Source organism: Streptomyces sp. NPDC003697 (assembly GCF_053587115.1).
Genome location: NZ_JBSFNN010000045.1, coordinates 35,183 through 51,950, shown reverse-complemented (window position 1 = coordinate 51,950; position 16,768 = coordinate 35,183). Strand labels below are relative to the sequence as shown.

The 16,768-nt window shown below is 72.0% G+C and carries 12 protein-coding genes and 1 pseudogene; 9 read left to right on the top strand and 4 right to left on the bottom strand.

The annotated features are described in order from the left end of the window. Window positions 1-125: 125 nt before the first annotated feature. Together ACWDNY_RS19135 and ACWDNY_RS19130 are read left to right on the top strand one after the other, a co-directional pair. Window positions 126-377: pseudogene (locus ACWDNY_RS19135) on the top strand (transposase); the annotation flags it as partial. A 349-nt stretch (window positions 378-726) separates the two neighbouring features. Beyond that, complete coding sequence (locus tag ACWDNY_RS19130) at window positions 727-4,608, top strand: NACHT domain-containing protein (protein WP_451646941.1); 3,882 nt, start codon at window positions 727-729, stop codon at window positions 4,606-4,608. 206 nt (window positions 4,609-4,814) lie between these two features. Here the strand turns inward: ACWDNY_RS19130 and ACWDNY_RS19125 are convergent, their stop codons facing one another. After that, on the bottom strand, window positions 4,815-6,068 hold the full coding sequence (locus tag ACWDNY_RS19125; RefSeq protein WP_451646940.1) for an ATP-grasp domain-containing protein: 1,254 nt from the start codon (window positions 6,066-6,068) through the stop codon (window positions 4,815-4,817). Between the two features lie 841 nt (window positions 6,069-6,909). Between ACWDNY_RS19125 and ACWDNY_RS19120 the strand changes: the two genes are divergently transcribed. After that, complete coding sequence (locus ACWDNY_RS19120) at window positions 6,910-7,590, top strand: 4'-phosphopantetheinyl transferase family protein (RefSeq protein WP_451646939.1); 681 nt, start codon at window positions 6,910-6,912, stop codon at window positions 7,588-7,590. A gap of 23 nt (window positions 7,591-7,613) precedes the next feature. Here the strand turns inward: ACWDNY_RS19120 and ACWDNY_RS19115 are convergent, their stop codons facing one another. From ACWDNY_RS19115 to ACWDNY_RS19105, 3 genes are all read right to left on the bottom strand, one after another. Continuing rightward, on the bottom strand, window positions 7,614-7,847 hold the full coding sequence (locus ACWDNY_RS19115; RefSeq protein WP_451646938.1) for a hypothetical protein: 234 nt from the start codon (window positions 7,845-7,847) through the stop codon (window positions 7,614-7,616). Window positions 7,848-8,110: 263 nt separating this feature from the next. After that, complete coding sequence (locus tag ACWDNY_RS19110; protein ID WP_451646946.1) at window positions 8,111-8,653, bottom strand: toxin-antitoxin system, toxin component; 543 nt, start codon at window positions 8,651-8,653, stop codon at window positions 8,111-8,113. Window positions 8,654-8,685: 32 nt separating this feature from the next. Next, window positions 8,686-9,345, bottom strand: a complete 660-nt coding sequence (locus tag ACWDNY_RS19105; RefSeq protein WP_451646937.1) for a helix-turn-helix domain-containing protein — start codon at window positions 9,343-9,345, stop codon at window positions 8,686-8,688. 223 nt (window positions 9,346-9,568) lie between these two features. Here ACWDNY_RS19105 and ACWDNY_RS19100 point away from each other — a divergent pair, with 223 nt between their 5' ends. The 6 genes from ACWDNY_RS19100 (at window position 9,569) to ACWDNY_RS19075 (ending at window position 16,697) form a co-directional block, all read left to right on the top strand. Then, a complete protein-coding gene (locus ACWDNY_RS19100; protein ID WP_451646936.1) occupies window positions 9,569-10,240 on the top strand; it encodes an MmyB family transcriptional regulator in 672 nt (223 codons plus the stop codon). A 540-nt stretch (window positions 10,241-10,780) separates the two neighbouring features. Further along, window positions 10,781-11,776, top strand: coding sequence for a LacI family DNA-binding transcriptional regulator (locus tag ACWDNY_RS19095; protein ID WP_451646935.1), 996 nt, complete (start codon window positions 10,781-10,783; stop codon window positions 11,774-11,776). A gap of 122 nt (window positions 11,777-11,898) precedes the next feature. Next, a complete protein-coding gene (locus tag ACWDNY_RS19090; protein ID WP_451646934.1) occupies window positions 11,899-13,245 on the top strand; it encodes an ABC transporter substrate-binding protein in 1,347 nt (448 codons plus the stop codon). A gap of 6 nt (window positions 13,246-13,251) precedes the next feature. Beyond that, entirely contained in the window at window positions 13,252-14,205 is a 954-nt protein-coding gene (locus ACWDNY_RS19085) for a carbohydrate ABC transporter permease (protein ID WP_451646945.1), read from the top strand. After that, window positions 14,202-15,077 (top strand): carbohydrate ABC transporter permease, encoded by an 876-nt coding sequence (locus ACWDNY_RS19080; protein WP_451646933.1) that lies wholly within the window; start codon window positions 14,202-14,204, stop codon window positions 15,075-15,077. Before ACWDNY_RS19085 ends, ACWDNY_RS19080 begins: the two co-directional genes overlap by 4 nt. 30 nt (window positions 15,078-15,107) lie before the next feature. Beyond that, window positions 15,108-16,697: a glycoside hydrolase family 13 protein gene (locus ACWDNY_RS19075; RefSeq protein WP_451646932.1), complete on the top strand. Its 1,590-nt coding sequence runs from the start codon at window positions 15,108-15,110 to the stop codon at window positions 16,695-16,697. The last annotated feature ends 71 nt before the right edge of the window (window positions 16,698-16,768 follow it).

The following is a 16,768-nucleotide window of genomic DNA, read 5'->3' as shown; positions in this document are numbered from 1 at the left end:
TCGGCGATCTCCCACAGCCCGTCCGGAACAATCCAACTCCACGTACCCCGCCCCATGCACAGTCCAACGAGCAATCACCACATAGGACACGGTCTAAGAGGGTGTCTCACGTGGGAGGTTTCGCGGCGCAGAACAAGGTCTGGATGGAGATCGTCCAGATCGCACTCGACCTGCTGGCCTGGATGCCCATGCTCGCTCTGACCGGCAAAGCCCGACTCTGGGAACCCCGTCGCCTGCGGCTCCGCCTGTTCTCCGCGGCCGGACAGCTCGTCACCACCGGCCGGCGCCGCATCCTCCGCCTCGCCCACCACTGGCCCTGGGCCCGTGACCTCACCGACGCCCTCGAACGGCTCGCACTCCTGCCGCACCCCGGATGACCAGCGGACTCACCCATCCCTGCGACAAGTGGATCCAGCCCGGAGCAGTGGAACCCGGCGTCCACCCGAGACGACACCCGGGCCCTCAGCCTGCCCGCCCTCCACCACCGACAACGAAATAGGCCGCCGACTTCGTCGACGGCCCGTCCCGAAAGTTCGAGGCTAGGAGCACCTCGCGCCGTGCCGACGTGGTCCTCGCGCAGCGCCTGCTGCGGGTGCGCCGTGGGGCCCGTCGTCTGCAACCCGAACTCGTGCCCGGAGAGCCCCCTCGCGCCGAGTAGCGAAGGCCAGTCATCTCTGTTTGCCTGGAACAAGGGCAACGGTTGTCAGATACCCGGAGTACGTTGCCATGGAACCTTTCGCGCCCGTCAAGCCCAGGGTCACCATCGGCCCCGCGGAGGGCGGCTTTTTCCGGGAGAGCTGGGCCCGTCTCAGACGGCTGGTGATCGCCCCGTTCTGGGCGGTGCGCCGTTCCTGGCTGCTGCACCGCGGAGTGGTCCGGGCGCGCCGCTGGCACAACTCTCTGTGGGCCTGGCTGCTGTTCGTCGTTGCCTTGCTGGTTATCGCGGCGTTCATCGCCTGGGGGTTCTGGGGGCTGTGGATCCGTACGATCGATCCCTCCCTCACCAAACGGCCCTTCTTTGTCACGTGCGACACCCTCGGCAAGTCCTGCGACACGGGCGTGACGCTGGTGACTCCTTTCTTCATCGCGGCCGTCGGCACCGTCCTCTTCCTGGTGGGACGCCAGTGGTTGGTACGCAGGCACTACACGCGCCGTATGAAGGTCGACGCCAAGCGGTACGTGCAGACCGCGGGCCAGTTGCTGGACGAGGTGGTCGGACGCGACCAGTTGTGCCACGCCATCATGAACAACCTCCGGGACCGCAAGGCACGCCGTCCGCACGTCATCATCGGCAGTGTCGGAGCCGGCAAGACGGCGCTCATGGTCCGTCTCGCCCAGTTGCTGGCCTCGCGCGGCGCCATTCCCGTCCCGATCCAGTTGCGGGACGCCGACACCACGCTTGACTTCTGCAAGCTCGCCCAGAAGCGGTTCGAGACCATCGTGCAGGACAAGGCACTGACCGAGGGGGAGTTGGACCGGTGCTGGCGCTGGCTGAGACACCGCTCCGACAAGATCGTGGTGCTCGCGGACGGCCTGGAGGAGGCGTTGAACGATCCCAAGGTCGTCGGTCAGCGCGACACCATGATCCGGGAGGCGATCCGTCGGGCCGGCGAGGAAGGGCTCCCCCTGGTGATCGCCTCACGTCCGCACGATCCGCTGCGGGGCATGCAGGCCGCAATCACGGAACTGGAGCCCCTGAGCGCGGAGGCCGCCCTGCGCTACATCCGCGCCGCCGGCGTCTGGCGCTCCGATCCGGTGCTGCTCGACCGGATCGTGGAGGTCTCGAATGTGGCCGAGTCGCCGCTGTACCTCCAGATCGCCCGGGAGCTGCACCAGAGGAACCGGCTGGAGCAGCTGTGGAGGCCGGGCGTCGGAGCCGACCCGATGTCCCAGGACAAGTGGGCCCTGCGCGTCGACCTGCTGCAGCAGTGGCTGGACGCTCTGGTGGACGGGGAGATCCGCCCCGAGTTGCCCATCGACCACGAGACCCGGCAGGCGGTGATCGAGTACCTGTCGGCACTGGCTTGCATGGGGTTGGCCGTGGACAACGCCAAGGTGCCGCTGAAAGTGCTGGACCCGGCGACCGGCGAGATTGCGGACAGTGACGGTTCGAGGTCGGCCGGCCACAAGAACACGGACGGCCAGGGCAAGACCTGGTCCGAGCCGAGCCAGGAGTGGACCCACCGCGTCGTCCGCGGGCTGGACACCGCCATCGGCGAACTCCAGCCCGACGTCGACGCACTGCGCAGACTGCGGAAGGCGGCCACCGGCGGGTCGACCCGGCCACAGTCGCGAAAGCTTTCGTTCGACGGCGAGCGCAACGCGCTGGATCCACAGGGCCCTCGGATGGATGTGCGGCTCGCGGCCACCTGGGGCGTGCGGATGGGTCTGGTCCGCGAGGAGGGAGACGCTGTCCGCTTCCAGCACAGCATCATGCAGGCGTTCCTCGGGTCCCGTTTCCTGCCGTGGATGATGGGCCCCGCTTCCCAGGAATCACCTGTCCTGGAGGTGGAGCGGGGCGCATGGGTGCGGGCCGCCGTGTCGGCCGGTGGCGGCCCGGCGGCGCCCGTGCCCGGCCGTGCGGCACCTCTTGGCCCCGTACCCGTCAGCTCCGGGCGGCGTGTCCCGATGGCGTGGCAGGACACCGGCCATCTGGCCGGGGCACTGCGGTCCGGTGGCCGGGAACTTCTGATCGCCCTCACTCTGTACTCCCGGTCCCTGGAAGGCCGCTGTCTGTGCCGCAGTGAAGAGTGGCCTCTGCCCTGTCCCGTGACCACGGTCCGCAGGCTCCTGCAGGAGGAGGCCACAGGTCTGCTCGACGAGGCCGACGAACGGGGGGAACTGCAGAAGAAAGCAGAATGGGCCCGGGGGGTCGAGTCGGCGCAGAAGGTGGGCCGCGGGCAGCGGGCAGAGAGGTCCTTCGACGACCGGGGCAGCCTGCGGATGCGCGCAATGGAGGCCTATGGAGCGGCAGTGGAGATCGACAGTGTCGACGCCGTCCCGGCCCACCGCACACTCGTCAAGGAGATGTGCGACAACTGGTGGCGGTTGGGCTGCGGCGAGGACCGGGTGCGGTTGCGGGACACGAAGGTGGCGGTGGTACGGCAGTGCGGTGCGGCGACCCGGCGGCTGGCCGAGCAGCAGGGCCATGACCCCGCCTACGAGGCCATGTTCGCGATCGGTGCGCAGGAGCCGGACGACCGGGTGCGCTCGGTTGTCGCACAGGAGATCGGGGCGGGGCACCAGGAGGCGTACGAGGCCGTCTACGGCGAGCTCGAGCATTTCTGGGGGGACTTGCCGGATTCCCGGCCGCTGGAACCGCTGCCGACCGAGCCCCGGGTGGCGGCCGACGGCAGTGAGCGGTATTGCCGGGCGTGGCAGCGGCTGCGTGAGCGGGACATCGGCCGCCACGAGCGCTGGTGGTCCTCGCTGGAGACCAGCGAGGAGAAGGCGCACTGGAACAAGAAGAAGCTGAGGGCCTGGTTGCTGTCCATGCTCGTGGTGTCCACGCCGCTGACGCGCCACAGCGGGACTCCCAGCGCCGACCTGGAGCGCTGGGTCAGCGAGGTCACTCGGAAGGAGCACGAGCGGCGGACGCACTGGATCGGAGAGTTCGGCCCCCGGGCGGACGGCGGCGAGACGCCACCACCCGGCCGGGGTGAGCAGTGGGCGATCGGCCTGGCTCTGGCCAAGGGCATGAAGTATGCGGCAAACAAGCGGCCGGGCACCGCGGTGGACAACGCGGAGGCGCGGAAGTTCCTGGTGAAGCAGGCGCGCATCCTGCTGCGGGAGAGCGACTTCTGGTACACCAGGCTGACCCTGCTGCAGGCGCTGACCCTGTGGGCGCTGCCCGACGATGTCAGTGCGCCCTGGTCGATCCGCGGTCACGGGGCCGATCCGCGGGCTCTGATCCGTGAATGGCTCGCGCCCGACCGGAATCACCCGGAGCACCCCATAGTGGAGGCGGCCGGTCGGCTTGCGGTGCGGGCTCTGGAGACCCGGCGTCCGGAGCGGTTCCTGTGGATCGATGAGGTGAGCACCGCCTCGGAGGTCGGCACAGAGGTGAGTTCCCCCGGCGAGCAGCGCGCCCACAATCTGTGGATTCCCCCGTCGACCGGCTGGAGTTCCCTCGACCCCACTGCACAGCAACTCCTTGCCGACGTGTTGCTCTTGGTGGAGCTGTCGGAGAGGGGCTACCGCCCCTCGGACCTGATGGCCCTCTACGAACGCGGCAAGCACGAGTGGTCCCGCCTGCCGTCCTGCCTGAGCCGTGACCGATCCCGGTTGCGGCCGGTCCGGGCGGTGGAGAACGACATACAGCCCGGTGACAATTGCACCGACGACTGTCGGCTCAGGATGTGTCCCTACCCCGCCAAGAGCCCGCCGCTCGATTTCGAGTTCAGCGAGGTGTTCTGCCTGCGCCAGCGTGAACTGCTCAGGCGCTGGCAGCCGCGCGCCTGGCTGTTCGCTCGCTTCCGGCGGGAGGCGCCTTGGCAACGCAGAGTACCCGTGTCGGGCATGCGGAAGTTCTGGGAACAGATGGGCCGGCGGGCATGCGACGCGGAACCCGATCCCACCCCGCTACGGGCTGACGACGCCGCGCAATGAACCCCGGGGAACCGAGCGGGAGATGCTCTGACTGCCTGCGCTCAGCCGCGGTTGCTGTGTATGGGCAGCTCGCCCCGGACATCGCGGCGGGGGCACTCGTCCTCGGGCGCCGCTTCAACCCGCTCAAAGGCTTCCGCGGAATCGCCACCGGATACGAGAAGACCGCCGTCTCCTGTGAAGCAGCGGTCACCCTCGCATCGTTCCTGCTACGGGCAAGATCTGTTCGAAGACGGACCCCAGAGCGGCAGCGCCCTGGTGGAGCCTAGGGCGCCGGCCGGAGCGCGCCCGGACGGGGACGTCGCCGCGGACTTTGACGCCGACTCGGACGCCGGCTCGGACGCCGCCTGGGGCACCGACTCGGACGCCGACGCGGAGGCGGGGGCGGGTACGGCAGGCAGCAGCGGCTCCGGCTGCTCCGTCCGCTGGTGCGGCAGCGTCACCGCACGGACCGGACGCGGTCCCGAGACCACCGTGTAGTCCTGGCCGAGGAACGGCGGCACGACCTCGCCCGGGTCCTCGCCCAGCGCCAGCCGGACGGCCGCCCAGGGCGCGTTGACGCCGCACAGCGCCAGCTGGTGCAGCCCGCCGGCCGGCCGGGTGTTGACGTCGAGCAGCACGGGCTGCCCGCCGTACATCCGGAACTGGATGTTCGACAGGTGGTGCAGTCCGAAGCCCTCCGCGATGCGCCGGGCCGGCTCCAGCCACTGCTCGTGCAGGGTGAAGCCGCGGCGGCGTCCGTTCTTCGTGCGGCCGATCGCCATGCGGATCCGGTTGTCCGGCCCGGTGAGGCAGTCCACGGACACCTCGGGCTCCGCCAGCCGCGGCATCACCAGCCAGTCGACCGGCTCGTCCGCCTCCTCCACGGCCCGCAGGACCAGGTCGAGCGGTGCGTAGGGGCCGGGGAAGCCGTTCAGGTGCGAGAGGGAGAAGGGCGCGCGGGTGATGACACGGAAGCCCATGCCGCCCGCTCCGGAGGCGGGCTTGAAGCACGCCTGGTGCCCCGCTCGCTCCAACTTTTCCACGGCGGCGAGGAGTTCCTCCGACGTGCGGACACGCCACCACGGTGGCACGGGAACCCCGATCGACCGGACGGCCGCGTACGCGGTCGCCTTGTCCTCGAAGACGGCCACCGCCTGGGGCGTCGGGGCCAGCAGCGCGGTGCCGGCCGCGGCGAAGTCGGCGCGGTGCGCCACGATCGCGGCCTGGTCCAGCCGAGGCACGAACACGTCGATGCCGTACCGCCGGCAACGGTCCAGCGCGTACTCGACGTACGCCGCCGGGGACAGACCGTCCGGTTCAAGTTCGGCGACGTCGGCGGCGGCCAGTACCGGTGAGTCGGGGTCGCCGTGCGTCGCGTGGATCTCCACGGCCCGGTCGTCGGGATTTCTCCGCAGCTGATCCATGAAGAACACGTTCTCCGCGTACGTGCGGTTGAGCCAGACGCGTACGCGAGAGACCATGCAGGCCGCCTTTCACGGTGCGCGGGCAGGGCGAAGCAGGCCGTGCCCGGCCAGGGGGAGGGGAGGAACACCGAACCGCCCTGCGGAAGGGGGAGTTCAGGCAGTGGTGTCGGGGCGATCATACGACTTCCGCGGGGCGCGGGCGTGCAACGCGGGTGTTACGGATCGGCCTACCTCGCGGCCGCGTTCCCGGGCGGCCGGCCTCCCGCACGAGCCGGCCGCGGCCGGCGGTCGCCGCCGGGTGCCGCGCGCCGTCTGCCGGCGGGCTCCCGACCCGTGCCACCGAGATACGTCGCACCCGGCCGGCGGCGGGGCCCGACACCCCCGAACCCGTCGGCCCCGGATCCCGCCGTCCCGCCCCGGCCCGGCGCCGACGGGTTCCGGCCATCCGGTGGACCTCTCGCGCCGATCCACCCTTGTCCCCGCGCCACCGTGTGTGTTGTCGTCAGTGTTCGAGGCGGGACCAGTGCGCGCAGCGGGACCGGCGTTTCGCGGTGGGACCGATGCTCGCGGAGACGAGGAGGGCGGCGACGGTGACGGCCACGGCAGGCGGTACCGGACAGCTGCCGGCCGTCGGCGGCCCGCGGGCCGGCCACCCGGTGAGGCGCTCCCAGGCCGGGGCACGAGGCGGGCAGCGGGCATCCTCCCGCTCCGGCGACGGCCGGCACCGGGCGCTCCGCGCGGCCGGTAAGGTCGACGGCCGTCTCCCCGTTCCGGGACGCACCCGGCCCGAGGGCGTCCGCTGCGAGGGGGCGTCCCGCGGGACGCCCCCTCCGGTGGCGCCCGTGCCTGGAACCGCCGGGACGGCCGTGCCGCATACTGCCGATGGAGGTCGGACCCGGTGATCGAGGAACTCCTCCCCGGCACGGTGGTCGCCGTGGAGTCGTACGGCGACGACGACAGCGCCCAGGAGGCGCTGTGCCCCGAGGAACTGGCGCTCGTGGCGAAGGCGGTCGACAAGCGCCGCCGTGAGTTCGCCGCCGTGCGGGCCTGCGCCCGGCGCGCCATGGAGAAACTCGGCGTCCCCCCGCAGCCCGTCCTGTCCGGCGAACGCGGCGCCCCGCGCTGGCCGGAGGGCCTGGCCGGCAGCATGACCCACTGCGACGGCTACCGTGCCGCCGCGCTGGTCCGCACCGCCGACCTGGCCTCCCTCGGCATCGACGCCGAACCGCACGCCGCGCTTCCCGACGGCGTGCTGCCCTCCGTCTCCCTCCCGGCCGAGCAGCGGCGGCTGACGCAGCTCGCGGCGCGCCGGCCGGACGTCCACTGGGACCGGCTGCTGTTCAGCGCGAAGGAGTCCGTCTACAAGGCGTGGTTCCCCCTGACCGGCCGGTGGCTGGACTTCCTCGAGGCCGACATCGAGGTGGACCCGGAGTCCGGCTCGCACCCGCGGGGCCGTTTCCGTGCCCACCTGCTCGTCCCGGGACCGTTGCTGGGCGGCCGGCGGCTCACGGCCTTCGAGGGCCGGTGGACCGTGCGGCAGGGACTGATCGTCACCGCGGTGGCGGTCCCGCACGTCTGACCCGGCGCGTCACGCGCGGCGGTTCAGGGCCGCGGGCACCAGGTGTGCAGCAGTCTGAAGAACGCCTCCTCGTTGCCCGCGAGGCCCGCCAGGGACAGCGCCCGCTCGGCCTCGGCCAGCAGGGTGGGCGGGACGACGGGCGGCCCGCCGCCGTCCCGCGGCCCGGCCGGGCCGTCGAACGCGGCGCGGACCGTGTGGAGCAGCCGCAGATAGGCCTGGACGGCGGTGCGTTCGCGGTCGGTTACGGCGGTCGGCATGGTCGGTCTCCCCGGTCGGCGTCACACGGTCACGCGCCGGCGGCCGGGACGGCGCGGGTGCTGCCCGGCTCGCGCCCCGCCCGAGCGGGAGGGCGCCCGTCGCACGGCGGCGGCGCTCTCCCATCGTGCCGCCCGCCACTGACAACGCCCCCGCGCCGCGGTCCGGTTCGCCCGCTCGGCGCAGGTGGCGCAGGCACGGCGTCTCCCCGGCGGCCACCACCCGCCGGGAAGGCGCCGCGCCGCCGGTCTCCTCCGGACGGCCCCTAGGAGTCGCCCTCCGCCCGGCGGCCGAGGTAGCCCAGTGACGCCTCGATGCGGCCCGCCAGGTGGTCGCGCTGCACCGGTCCCCGTAACGACGAACCGGCGAGCCAGGGGCGGCACTTGCTGGCGAGGAGGAGGCCGAAGCTCTCGGCCTCCTCCTCCTCGGTGACGTCGAAGTGGGTGCGGGCCGCCGCGTGCCGGACGGCCGCCTGCAGGTCGGCGCCGGGACCGATCAGCCGGGTGGCCACGGCGACGCCGTCGACGTGGTGGCTGCCGTGACCGGCCTTCATGTGCCAGAGCTCGTGCCCGAGGATCACCAACTGGTGGTCCGGCGCGGTGCGTTCCTCGACGAGGACGAGGTCCTGGTCGGTCATGTCGAGCCACAGTCCGCTGGCCGTCCCGGGTGGGAAGGCGGCCGTGCGGAAGCGGACGGGCCGGCCGCGCCGCCTGCTCATCGCGTCGCACAGCGCGGTGTACAGGTCGGCGGGCGCCGCCGGTGCCCGCAGGGTCAGTTCGGTGACGAGCTCGCCGCACAGGCGGCGCATGTCCTTGTCGATGCCCACAGCTCTCCCCAGCATCACGACTCGGGCCGCTTGACGCTCTCCAGGAGCATGTCCAGCCACTCGGCGACCTTGTCGCGGTGCTGGTCGGTGGGCAGCTGCGCGGCCCGCCAGGCGATCCCGCGGACGCCGTGGTCCTGCAGCAGTCTCTCCAGCGGGTCGTCGGCGGCCTCGGCCGCTCTGCGCTCGCGGTCGGCGAGCCGCTGCAGGAGTTCCTGTTCCGTGCGCTGCAGGGCGTCGGCGAGCGCCTCGGGGTCCTCGGCCGTGAGGAAGCCGGCGTGCACGCGGAAGAAGCGCTGGATGGCGTCGCAGTGCTCCATGGTGGGGCGCCGGTCGCCGTTGATGAGGGCGCCGGCCTGCTGGCGCGACATACCCGCGCCGTCGGCGATCTCCTGCTGGGTGTAGCGCCGTCCGTTGGGCTTGAGCCGGGTGCGCCGCAGCAGGTCCAGCCGCTGCAGGAACCGGGCCTGCACGTCCGGCTCGCCGGCGGGGCGGCCGCCCAGCAGTGCCTTGACCACGGCCTCCGGCACCCCGCAGGCCACGGAGAGCCGCCCGACGTCGAAGACCTCCGCGTGGGGCACGCCGAGCCGGTCGGCGAGGGCGGTGACGCGTGCGACGACGGCCGACAGCACAGCCGACGACGGCGTGGTGCCCGGATCCTCGATGCCATCCGTCACCGACAGATCTCCTACGTATTCTCACAGGCTTCTCGCCCACGGTTGCCGTGAACTTCCCGGAGAGTAGCCGGTGCGTCGAACGGACATCCAGGTCTCGCCACAACTGTGGCCAATTTCGGCCGTCAACCGGCGGGGAATGCCACGATAGTTGACACGACAAGCGCCGGGCAGCAGGATCAAGGCGCCGCGTGAAGGCCGCATAGGCAAGAGGGGTGACCTCCCGATGGCATTTCAGGCAGGAGGGCAGCGGTCGGCGCCGCGGCTCGTCCCCGTCAGCCCCGAGGCGCAGACCTATCTGCGGGACTACGCCACGCTCGTGGAGGCGGTGCCCTTCCCCTCGCTCGTGGTGGACCACCGCTGGGACGTGCTCCTGGCGAACAGTGCGTTCGGGTCGCTCTTCGGCGCCGTCGGCCCGCATCCCACCGCCATGCCGGACGAGAACTTCCTCCGGTTCGTCCTGTTCCACCCGGAGGCGGGCGCCGTCCTCGGCGAGCACGAGTCGCGCTGGTGCCTGCCGATGCTGGCCCAGTTCGCCGCCGCCCTGGAGCGTTTCGGCCACGACCACGAACTGCAGGCCATCCGCCGGGACATCGCCCAGGACCCCATCATGGAGGCCGTCCTGCGGCAGGGCCTGCCGCACTGGATCCGCGCGGTCGGCGAGGCCGCCGTCGAACCCGACGGAGCGGTCCGCCCACTGCTGCACCCCGATCCGCGCTGGGGCGCCACCGAGTGCCGCATCGTCGACGAGACCCCGGCGACGCTGCGGGAGATGGGCTGCACCCGGCTCACCCTGATCCTGCGCGACACCCGCCGGCCCGCCCCCGCCCCGCGCGGGCCGCAGCGCCTGCGGCGCGCGGCGGGCCACCTCAGCGTCGTGCCGGCCCCAGAAGCCTGATCCGGCACCGTCGGCGTTCAGGTCGCCGACGGCGCCGGATCGGCCCCGGCCGTCCCCTCCCCGTCGCCGCCCGCCCGCCGGGGGAGCGGGGCCGCCCGGATCCGGATCACCTCCGCGCCGGCACGAGGACGGGCGCCGTCGCCTCGGCACGGCACCGGCACCGGCCCGTCGGTGCGGCGGTCCGGGTCCGCCCCGCGGCGCGACGTCCCGCCCCCGGTGACGGATCCGGCGGGCCGCCGGATGGGCCTCCGGGACAGGACCGGGGACACCCCGCCGGCGCCGCGTACGGCGTGCGCCCGCATGCCCTCCGCGCGGTGGGCGCGACGGGCGGATGGTCCCGGCCCGCGCGGGCCGGGAGCAGGGAGCCGGGGCACGGGCAGGGCCGGACAAGTCGAGGCACCCGGTCCGCGGCGCGGTGACGGCGCCGGCCGGGTCCCTGCCGGCCGGCCGGTGCGGGCGGCCGTTCGGGCGGCGTCCGTCCGCAAGGACGGCGCAAGATTTACGCAAGCAGCTTGCGTAACTTGCGCTAGGCTTGCGGTCATGACGCGACGACTTGCTCAAGTGGCGAAGAAGGTGGGGGTCAGCGAAGCCACCGTGAGCCGGGTGCTCAACGGCAAACCCGGAGTCTCGGAAGCCACCCGCCAGTCGGTACTGTCGGCGCTGGACGTACTCGGCTACGAGCGGCCGACCCAGCTGCGCGGCGAGCGCGCCCGGCTGGTCGGCCTGGTCCTGCCCGAGCTGCAGAACCCCATCTTCCCGGCCTTCGCCGAGGTCATCGGCGGGGCGCTGGCCCAGCTCGGGCTCACCCCCGTGCTGTGCACGCAGACCAAGGGCGGGGTCTCCGAGGCGGACTACGTCACACTGCTGCTGCAGCAGCAGGTGTCCGGAGTCGTCTTCGCCGGCGGTCTGTACGCCCAGGCGGACGCACCCCACGACCACTACCGGCTCCTCGCCGAGCGCAACATCCCGGTGGTGCTGGTCAACGCCGCCATCGAGGACCTCGGCTTCCCGGCGGTGTCCTGCGACGACGCCGTGGCCGTCGAACAGGCCTGGCGGCACCTGGTCTCGCTCGGACACGAGCGGATCGGGCTCGTCCTCGGCCCCGGCGACCACGTGCCGTCGGCGCGCAAGCTGGCCGCGGCGCGGGCCGTCGCCGGCGACCTGCCGGAGGAGTTCGTCGCACGGGCCATCTTCTCCATCGAGGGCGGACACGCGGCGGCCTCCCGGCTGATCGACCGCGGTGTCACGGGCATCGTCTGCGCCAGCGACCCGCTCGCGCTGGGCGCGATCAGGGCGGCCCGTCGCAGCGGCCGCGACGTCCCCACGCAGGTGTCGGTCGTCGGCTACGACGACTCCGCGTTCATGAACTGCACCGAGCCCCCGCTGACCACCGTCCGCCAGCCCATCGAGGCCATGGGGCGCGCGGCGGTGGAACTGCTCAACGCCCGGATCGCGGGCACCGCCGTACCCGCCGAGGAGCTGCTGTTCGAGCCGGAGTTGGTGGTGCGGGGCTCCACCGCGCAAGCCCCACGGTAGGAGCGTCGGGAAGATCCGCTCACCTGTTGAGTATTTACAGGATTCGCGCGACATCTTGCGGACCTCTGGCGCCGGTGCTTGAGTGTGCGGCACCCACTGCTCCTGCCCAGAGGGGTCCACCGATGAGAAGCACCGGGTTCCGCCGTACCTTCGCCGCGATCGGCGTCTGCTCCCTCGCCCTCGCCCTGACGTCCTGCGGGTCCGGCGACGACTCCGCGAACGGCCGGACGCGCATCACGGTCAACTGCGAACCGCCCAGGAGCGCCAGGACCGACCGGCGGTTCTTCGAGGAGGACGTCGCCTCCTTCGAGAAGCAGCACCCGGACGTCGACGTCGTCGCCCACGACGCGTTCCCCTGCCAGGATCCCAAGACGTTCGACGCCAAGCTCGCCGGCGGCCAGATGGAGGACGTCTTCTACACCTACTTCACCGACGTCCGGCACGTCGTCGACACCGGGCAGGCCGCCGACCTCACCCCGTACGTCAAGGAGTTGCGCAGCTACGGCACCCTGCAGAAGCAGCTGCGCGACATCTACACCGTCGACGGGAAGGTCTACGGCATACCGCGTACCGGCTACTCCATGGGGCTGATCTACAACCGCGAGCTCTTCGAGCGGGCCGGCCTCGACCCCGACAGGCCGCCGGCGACCTGGGCAGAGGTGCGCGCCGCCGCCAGGAGGATCGCCGCCCTCGGCGACGGAACCGTCGGCTACGCCGACTACAGCGCGCAGAACCAGGGCGGCTGGCACTTCACCGCCGAGCTGTACGCCCACGGCGGCGACGTCGTCGGCCCCGACGGGAAGAAGGCCACCGTGGACACCCCCGAGGGCCGCGCCGTCCTGCGGACCCTCCACGACATGCGGTGGACGGACCGCTCCATGGGCAGCAAGCAGTTGCTCGTCATCAACGACGTCCAGCAGATGATGGGCGCCGGCAAGCTCGGCATGTACCTGGCGGCCCCGGACAACATCCCGATCCTGGTGAAGGAGAAGGGCGGCAACTACAAGGACCTCGCCCTCGCCCCCATGCCCGGCGGCAGGGCCACCCTCGTCGGCGGCGACGGCTACATGTTCCACAAGAGCGCCACGCCCGCCCAGATCCGGGCCGGCCTGCAATGGCTGGACCACATGTTCCTCACCCCCGGCAAGGGCTTCCTCGGCGACTACGCCCGTGCGAAGAAGCACGACGCCCCCGTCGGCCTGCCCGAACCACGGCTGTTCACCGGCGCCGCCGACGCCCGGGACCAGCAGGTCAAGAAGGCCAACGCCAACGTGCCCATCGGGAACTACCGGGCCTTCCTCGACGGCAGCCGGAACCTCGAGATGAAGATCGAGCCGCCCGACGCCCAGCAGATCTACTCCGTCCTCGACGGTGTGGTCTCCGCCGTGCTGACCCGGCGGGACGCCGACATCGACCGGCTCCTGCAGGACGCCTCCGGCAAGATCGACGGCATCCTGGCCCGGAGCTGAGGGATGATGACGAAGACGGCTGAGCGGCGGCCCGTCGGGCAGGCCACCGTGCGCCCGGCCCAGGCGCCGCCCCCGGCGGGGCGCCGGGGCCGGCGGCGCCTGGCCGACCAGGTCCGTGCCTACGCCTTCCTCCTCGGCGGCCTCGTCTGTTTCACCCTCTTCTCCTGGTACCCGGCGATCCGCGCGGTCGTGATCGCCTTCCAGAGGTACACGCCCGGCGCGCCGCCCGAATGGGTCGGCACCGCCAACTTCACCCGCGTCTGGCACGACCCCGAGTTCGGCGCCGCCTGGCGCAACACGCTCACCTTCACGCTGCTGGCCCTGCTGATCGGCTTCGCGGTCCCCTTCGTGTTCGCCCTCGTGCTCAACGAACTGCGGCACGCCAGGGCGTTCTTCCGGGTCGTGGTCTACCTGCCGGTGATGATCCCGCCCGTGGTCGGCGCCCTGCTGTGGAAGTGGTTCTACGACCCCGGCGCCGGCCTCGCCAACGAGGCGCTGCGGGCGCTGCACCTGCCCACCTCCGACTGGACCAACGGCGGCGACACCGCCCTGGTCTCCCTGGTGATCGTCGCCACGTGGGCCTCCATGGGCGGCACCGTGCTGATCTACCTGGCCGCCCTGCAGTCCATCCCCGGCGAGCTCTACGAGGCGGCCGAGCTGGACGGCGCGGGCCTGCTGCAGCGGATCCGGCACGTCACCGTGCCGCAGACCCGGTTCGTGATCCTGATGCTCATGCTCCTGCAGATCATCGCGACCATGCAGGTCTTCACCGAGCCGTTCGTCATCACCGGCGGCGGCCCGGAGAACGCCACCGTCACCGTGCTCTACCTCATCTACAAGTACGCGTTCCTCTACAACGACTTCGGCGGCGCCTGCGCCCTGAGCGTCATGCTGCTCGCGCTGCTCGGCGTCTTCTCCGCCGGCTATCTGCGGCTCACCCGGTCCGAGGAGGACGCATGAGCACCCGCACGCTCCTCTCCCCGGCGGCGCTCGCCCGCCCCCGCGGCAGGGCCGCCTACTGGACCGTCCTCACGGGTGCCGTCGTGCTGTTCGCGCTGGCCTTCCTCTTCCCCGTCTACTGGATGGTGACCGGCGCGACCAAGTCGCCGGACGAGGTGGCCCGGACGCCGCCCACCCTGGTGCCGGAGCACTGGCGCCTCGACGCCTACGCGGACGCCTGGGACCTGATGGAACTGCCGCGGCACCTGTGGAACACCGTGGTCCAGGCGGCCGGCGCCTGGTTCTTCCAGCTGGTGTTCTGCACGGCGGCCGCCTACGCGCTGTCCAGGCTGCGGCCGGCCTTCGGCAAACTGGTGCTCGGCGGCATCCTGGCCACCCTGATGGTGCCGGCCCAGGCCCTCGTCGTGCCCAAGTACCTGACGGTCGCCGATCTGCCGCTGATCCACACCAGCCTGCTCAACGACCCGCTCGCCGTCTGGCTGCCGGCCGTCGCCAACGCCTTCAACCTCTACCTGCTCAAACGCTTCTTCGACCGGATCCCGCGTGAGGTGCTGGAGGCGGCCCAGATCGACGGCGCCGGGCCGCTTCGCGTCCTGTGGTCGGTCGTGCTGCCCATGTCCCGTCCCGTGCTCGGCGTGGTGTCGATCTTCGCGCTGGTCGCCGTGTGGCAGGACTTCCTGTGGCCGCTGATGGTCTTCTCCGACACCGACAAGCAGCCGATCAGCGTGGCACTCGTGCAACTGTCGCAGAACATCCAGCTGACCGTGCTCCTCGCCGCCATGGTGATCGCCAGCGTCCCCATGGTCGCGCTGTTCCTCGTCTTCCAGCGGCACATCGTCGCCGGGATCGGCGCGGGCAGCACCAAGGGCTGAGACGCCGCCCCCGAAGAAGGAAGGCACACCGTGGGACAGCCCACCCCCGCCCCCGACCGAGACGACTGGTGGCGGTCCGCCGTCGTCTACCAGGTCTACGTCCGCAGCTTCGCCGACGGCGACGGCGACGGCACCGGCGACCTCGCGGGCGTCCGCGCCCGGCTGCCCTACCTCGCCGGACTCGGCGTGGACGCGCTGTGGTTCACCCCCTGGTACCCCTCGCCGATGAAGGACGGCGGCTACGACGTCGCGGACTACCGCGCCGTCGACCCGGCCTTCGGCACGCTGGCCGAGGCGGAGAAACTCATCGCCGAAGCGCGTGAGCTGGGCATCCGCGCCCTCGTCGACATCGTCCCCAACCACGTGTCCGACCAGCACCCCTGGTTCCGGGCCGCTCTGGCCGGCGGACCCGAGCGCGAGCTGTTCCACTTCCGCCCGGGCCGGGGCGCGCACGGCGAACTGCCGCCCAACGGCTGGCGGTCGCAGTTCGGCGGGCCGGCCTGGACGCGCCTGCCCGGCGGCGACTGGTACCTGCACCTGTTCGCCCCCGAGCAGCCCGACCTCAACTGGGCCCACCCGGCGGTCCGCAGGGAGCACGAGGACATCCTGCGGTTCTGGTTCGAGCGGGGCGTCGCGGGAGTCCGCATCGACTCGGCCGCCCTGCTCGTCAAGGATCCACGGCTGCCCGACTTCGTCGAGGGCCGGGATCCGCACCCCTACGTCGACCGGGACGAACTGCACGACGTCTACCGCTCCTGGCGCCGGATCGCCGACGAGTACGGCGGCGTCTTCGTCGGCGAGGTCTGGCTGCCCGACTCCGAGCGCTTCGCCCGGTACCTGCGCCCCGACGAACTGCACACCGCCTTCAACTTCTCCTTTCTGTCGTGCCCGTGGGAGGCCCGGCGGCTGCGGGACTCGATCGACGAGACGCTCGCCGAGCACGCCCCCGTGGGCGCTCCCGCCACCTGGGTGCTGTGCAACCACGACGTGACCCGCACGGTCACCCGCTACGGGCGCGAGGAGACCGGCTTCGACTTCGCCACCAAGGCCTTCGGCACCCCCACCGACCTCGCACTGGGCACACGGCGGGCCCGGGCGGCCGCGCTGCTGTCCCTGGCCCTGCCGGGCGCGGCCTACGTCTACCAGGGGGAGGAACTCGGGCTGCCCGAGGCGGACGTCCCCGTCGAACGCATACAGGACCCGATGTACTTCCGCTCGGGAGGCACCGACCCCGGCCGGGACGGCTGCCGGGTGCCGCTGCCCTGGGAGGCCGGGGCCCCCAACGCCGGGTTCGGCAGCCGGGAGGAGCCCTGGCTGCCGCAGCCCGCGGACTGGGGATCGTACGCAGCCGACCGGCAGCAGGCGGACCCGTCCTCCATGCTCACCCTCTACCGGGAGGCCATCCGTCTCCGCCCGCTGTTCGGCGCCGGCCCCCTCACCTGGCTGCCCGCCCCCGAGGGCGTCCTCGCCTTCACCCGCGCCGGCGGCGCGACCTGCGTGGTGAACCTCGCTCCTGCGCCCGCCACGCTGCCCGGGCACACACACCTCCTCCTCACCAGCGGCTCGCTGGACGACCACGGCCGTCTTCCGCAGGACACGGCGGCCTGGCTGCGCATCTGACCCCGGCCGCCCGGCACCACCCCGCTGTCCCAGCACCCCCACACGAAGGGATCGGCACATGCAGGGCACCA

Coding starts and splice junctions, on each gene's coding strand:
- ACWDNY_RS19130 (WP_451646941.1), top strand. CDS start 727: ATGGAACCTTTCGCGCCCGTCAAGCCCAGGGTCACCATCGGCCCCGCG.
- ACWDNY_RS19125 (WP_451646940.1), bottom strand. CDS start 6,068: ATGGTCTCTCGCGTACGCGTCTGGCTCAACCGCACGTACGCGGAGAAC.
- ACWDNY_RS19115 (WP_451646938.1), bottom strand. CDS start 7,847: ATGCCGACCGCCGTAACCGACCGCGAACGCACCGCCGTCCAGGCCTAT.
- ACWDNY_RS19110 (WP_451646946.1), bottom strand. CDS start 8,653: ATGCGCCGCCTGTGCGGCGAGCTCGTCACCGAACTGACCCTGCGGGCA.
- ACWDNY_RS19100 (WP_451646936.1), top strand. CDS start 9,569: ATGGCATTTCAGGCAGGAGGGCAGCGGTCGGCGCCGCGGCTCGTCCCC.
- ACWDNY_RS19095 (WP_451646935.1), top strand. CDS start 10,781: ATGACGCGACGACTTGCTCAAGTGGCGAAGAAGGTGGGGGTCAGCGAA.
- ACWDNY_RS19090 (WP_451646934.1), top strand. CDS start 11,899: ATGAGAAGCACCGGGTTCCGCCGTACCTTCGCCGCGATCGGCGTCTGC.
- ACWDNY_RS19085 (WP_451646945.1), top strand. CDS start 13,252: ATGACGAAGACGGCTGAGCGGCGGCCCGTCGGGCAGGCCACCGTGCGC.
- ACWDNY_RS19080 (WP_451646933.1), top strand. CDS start 14,202: ATGAGCACCCGCACGCTCCTCTCCCCGGCGGCGCTCGCCCGCCCCCGC.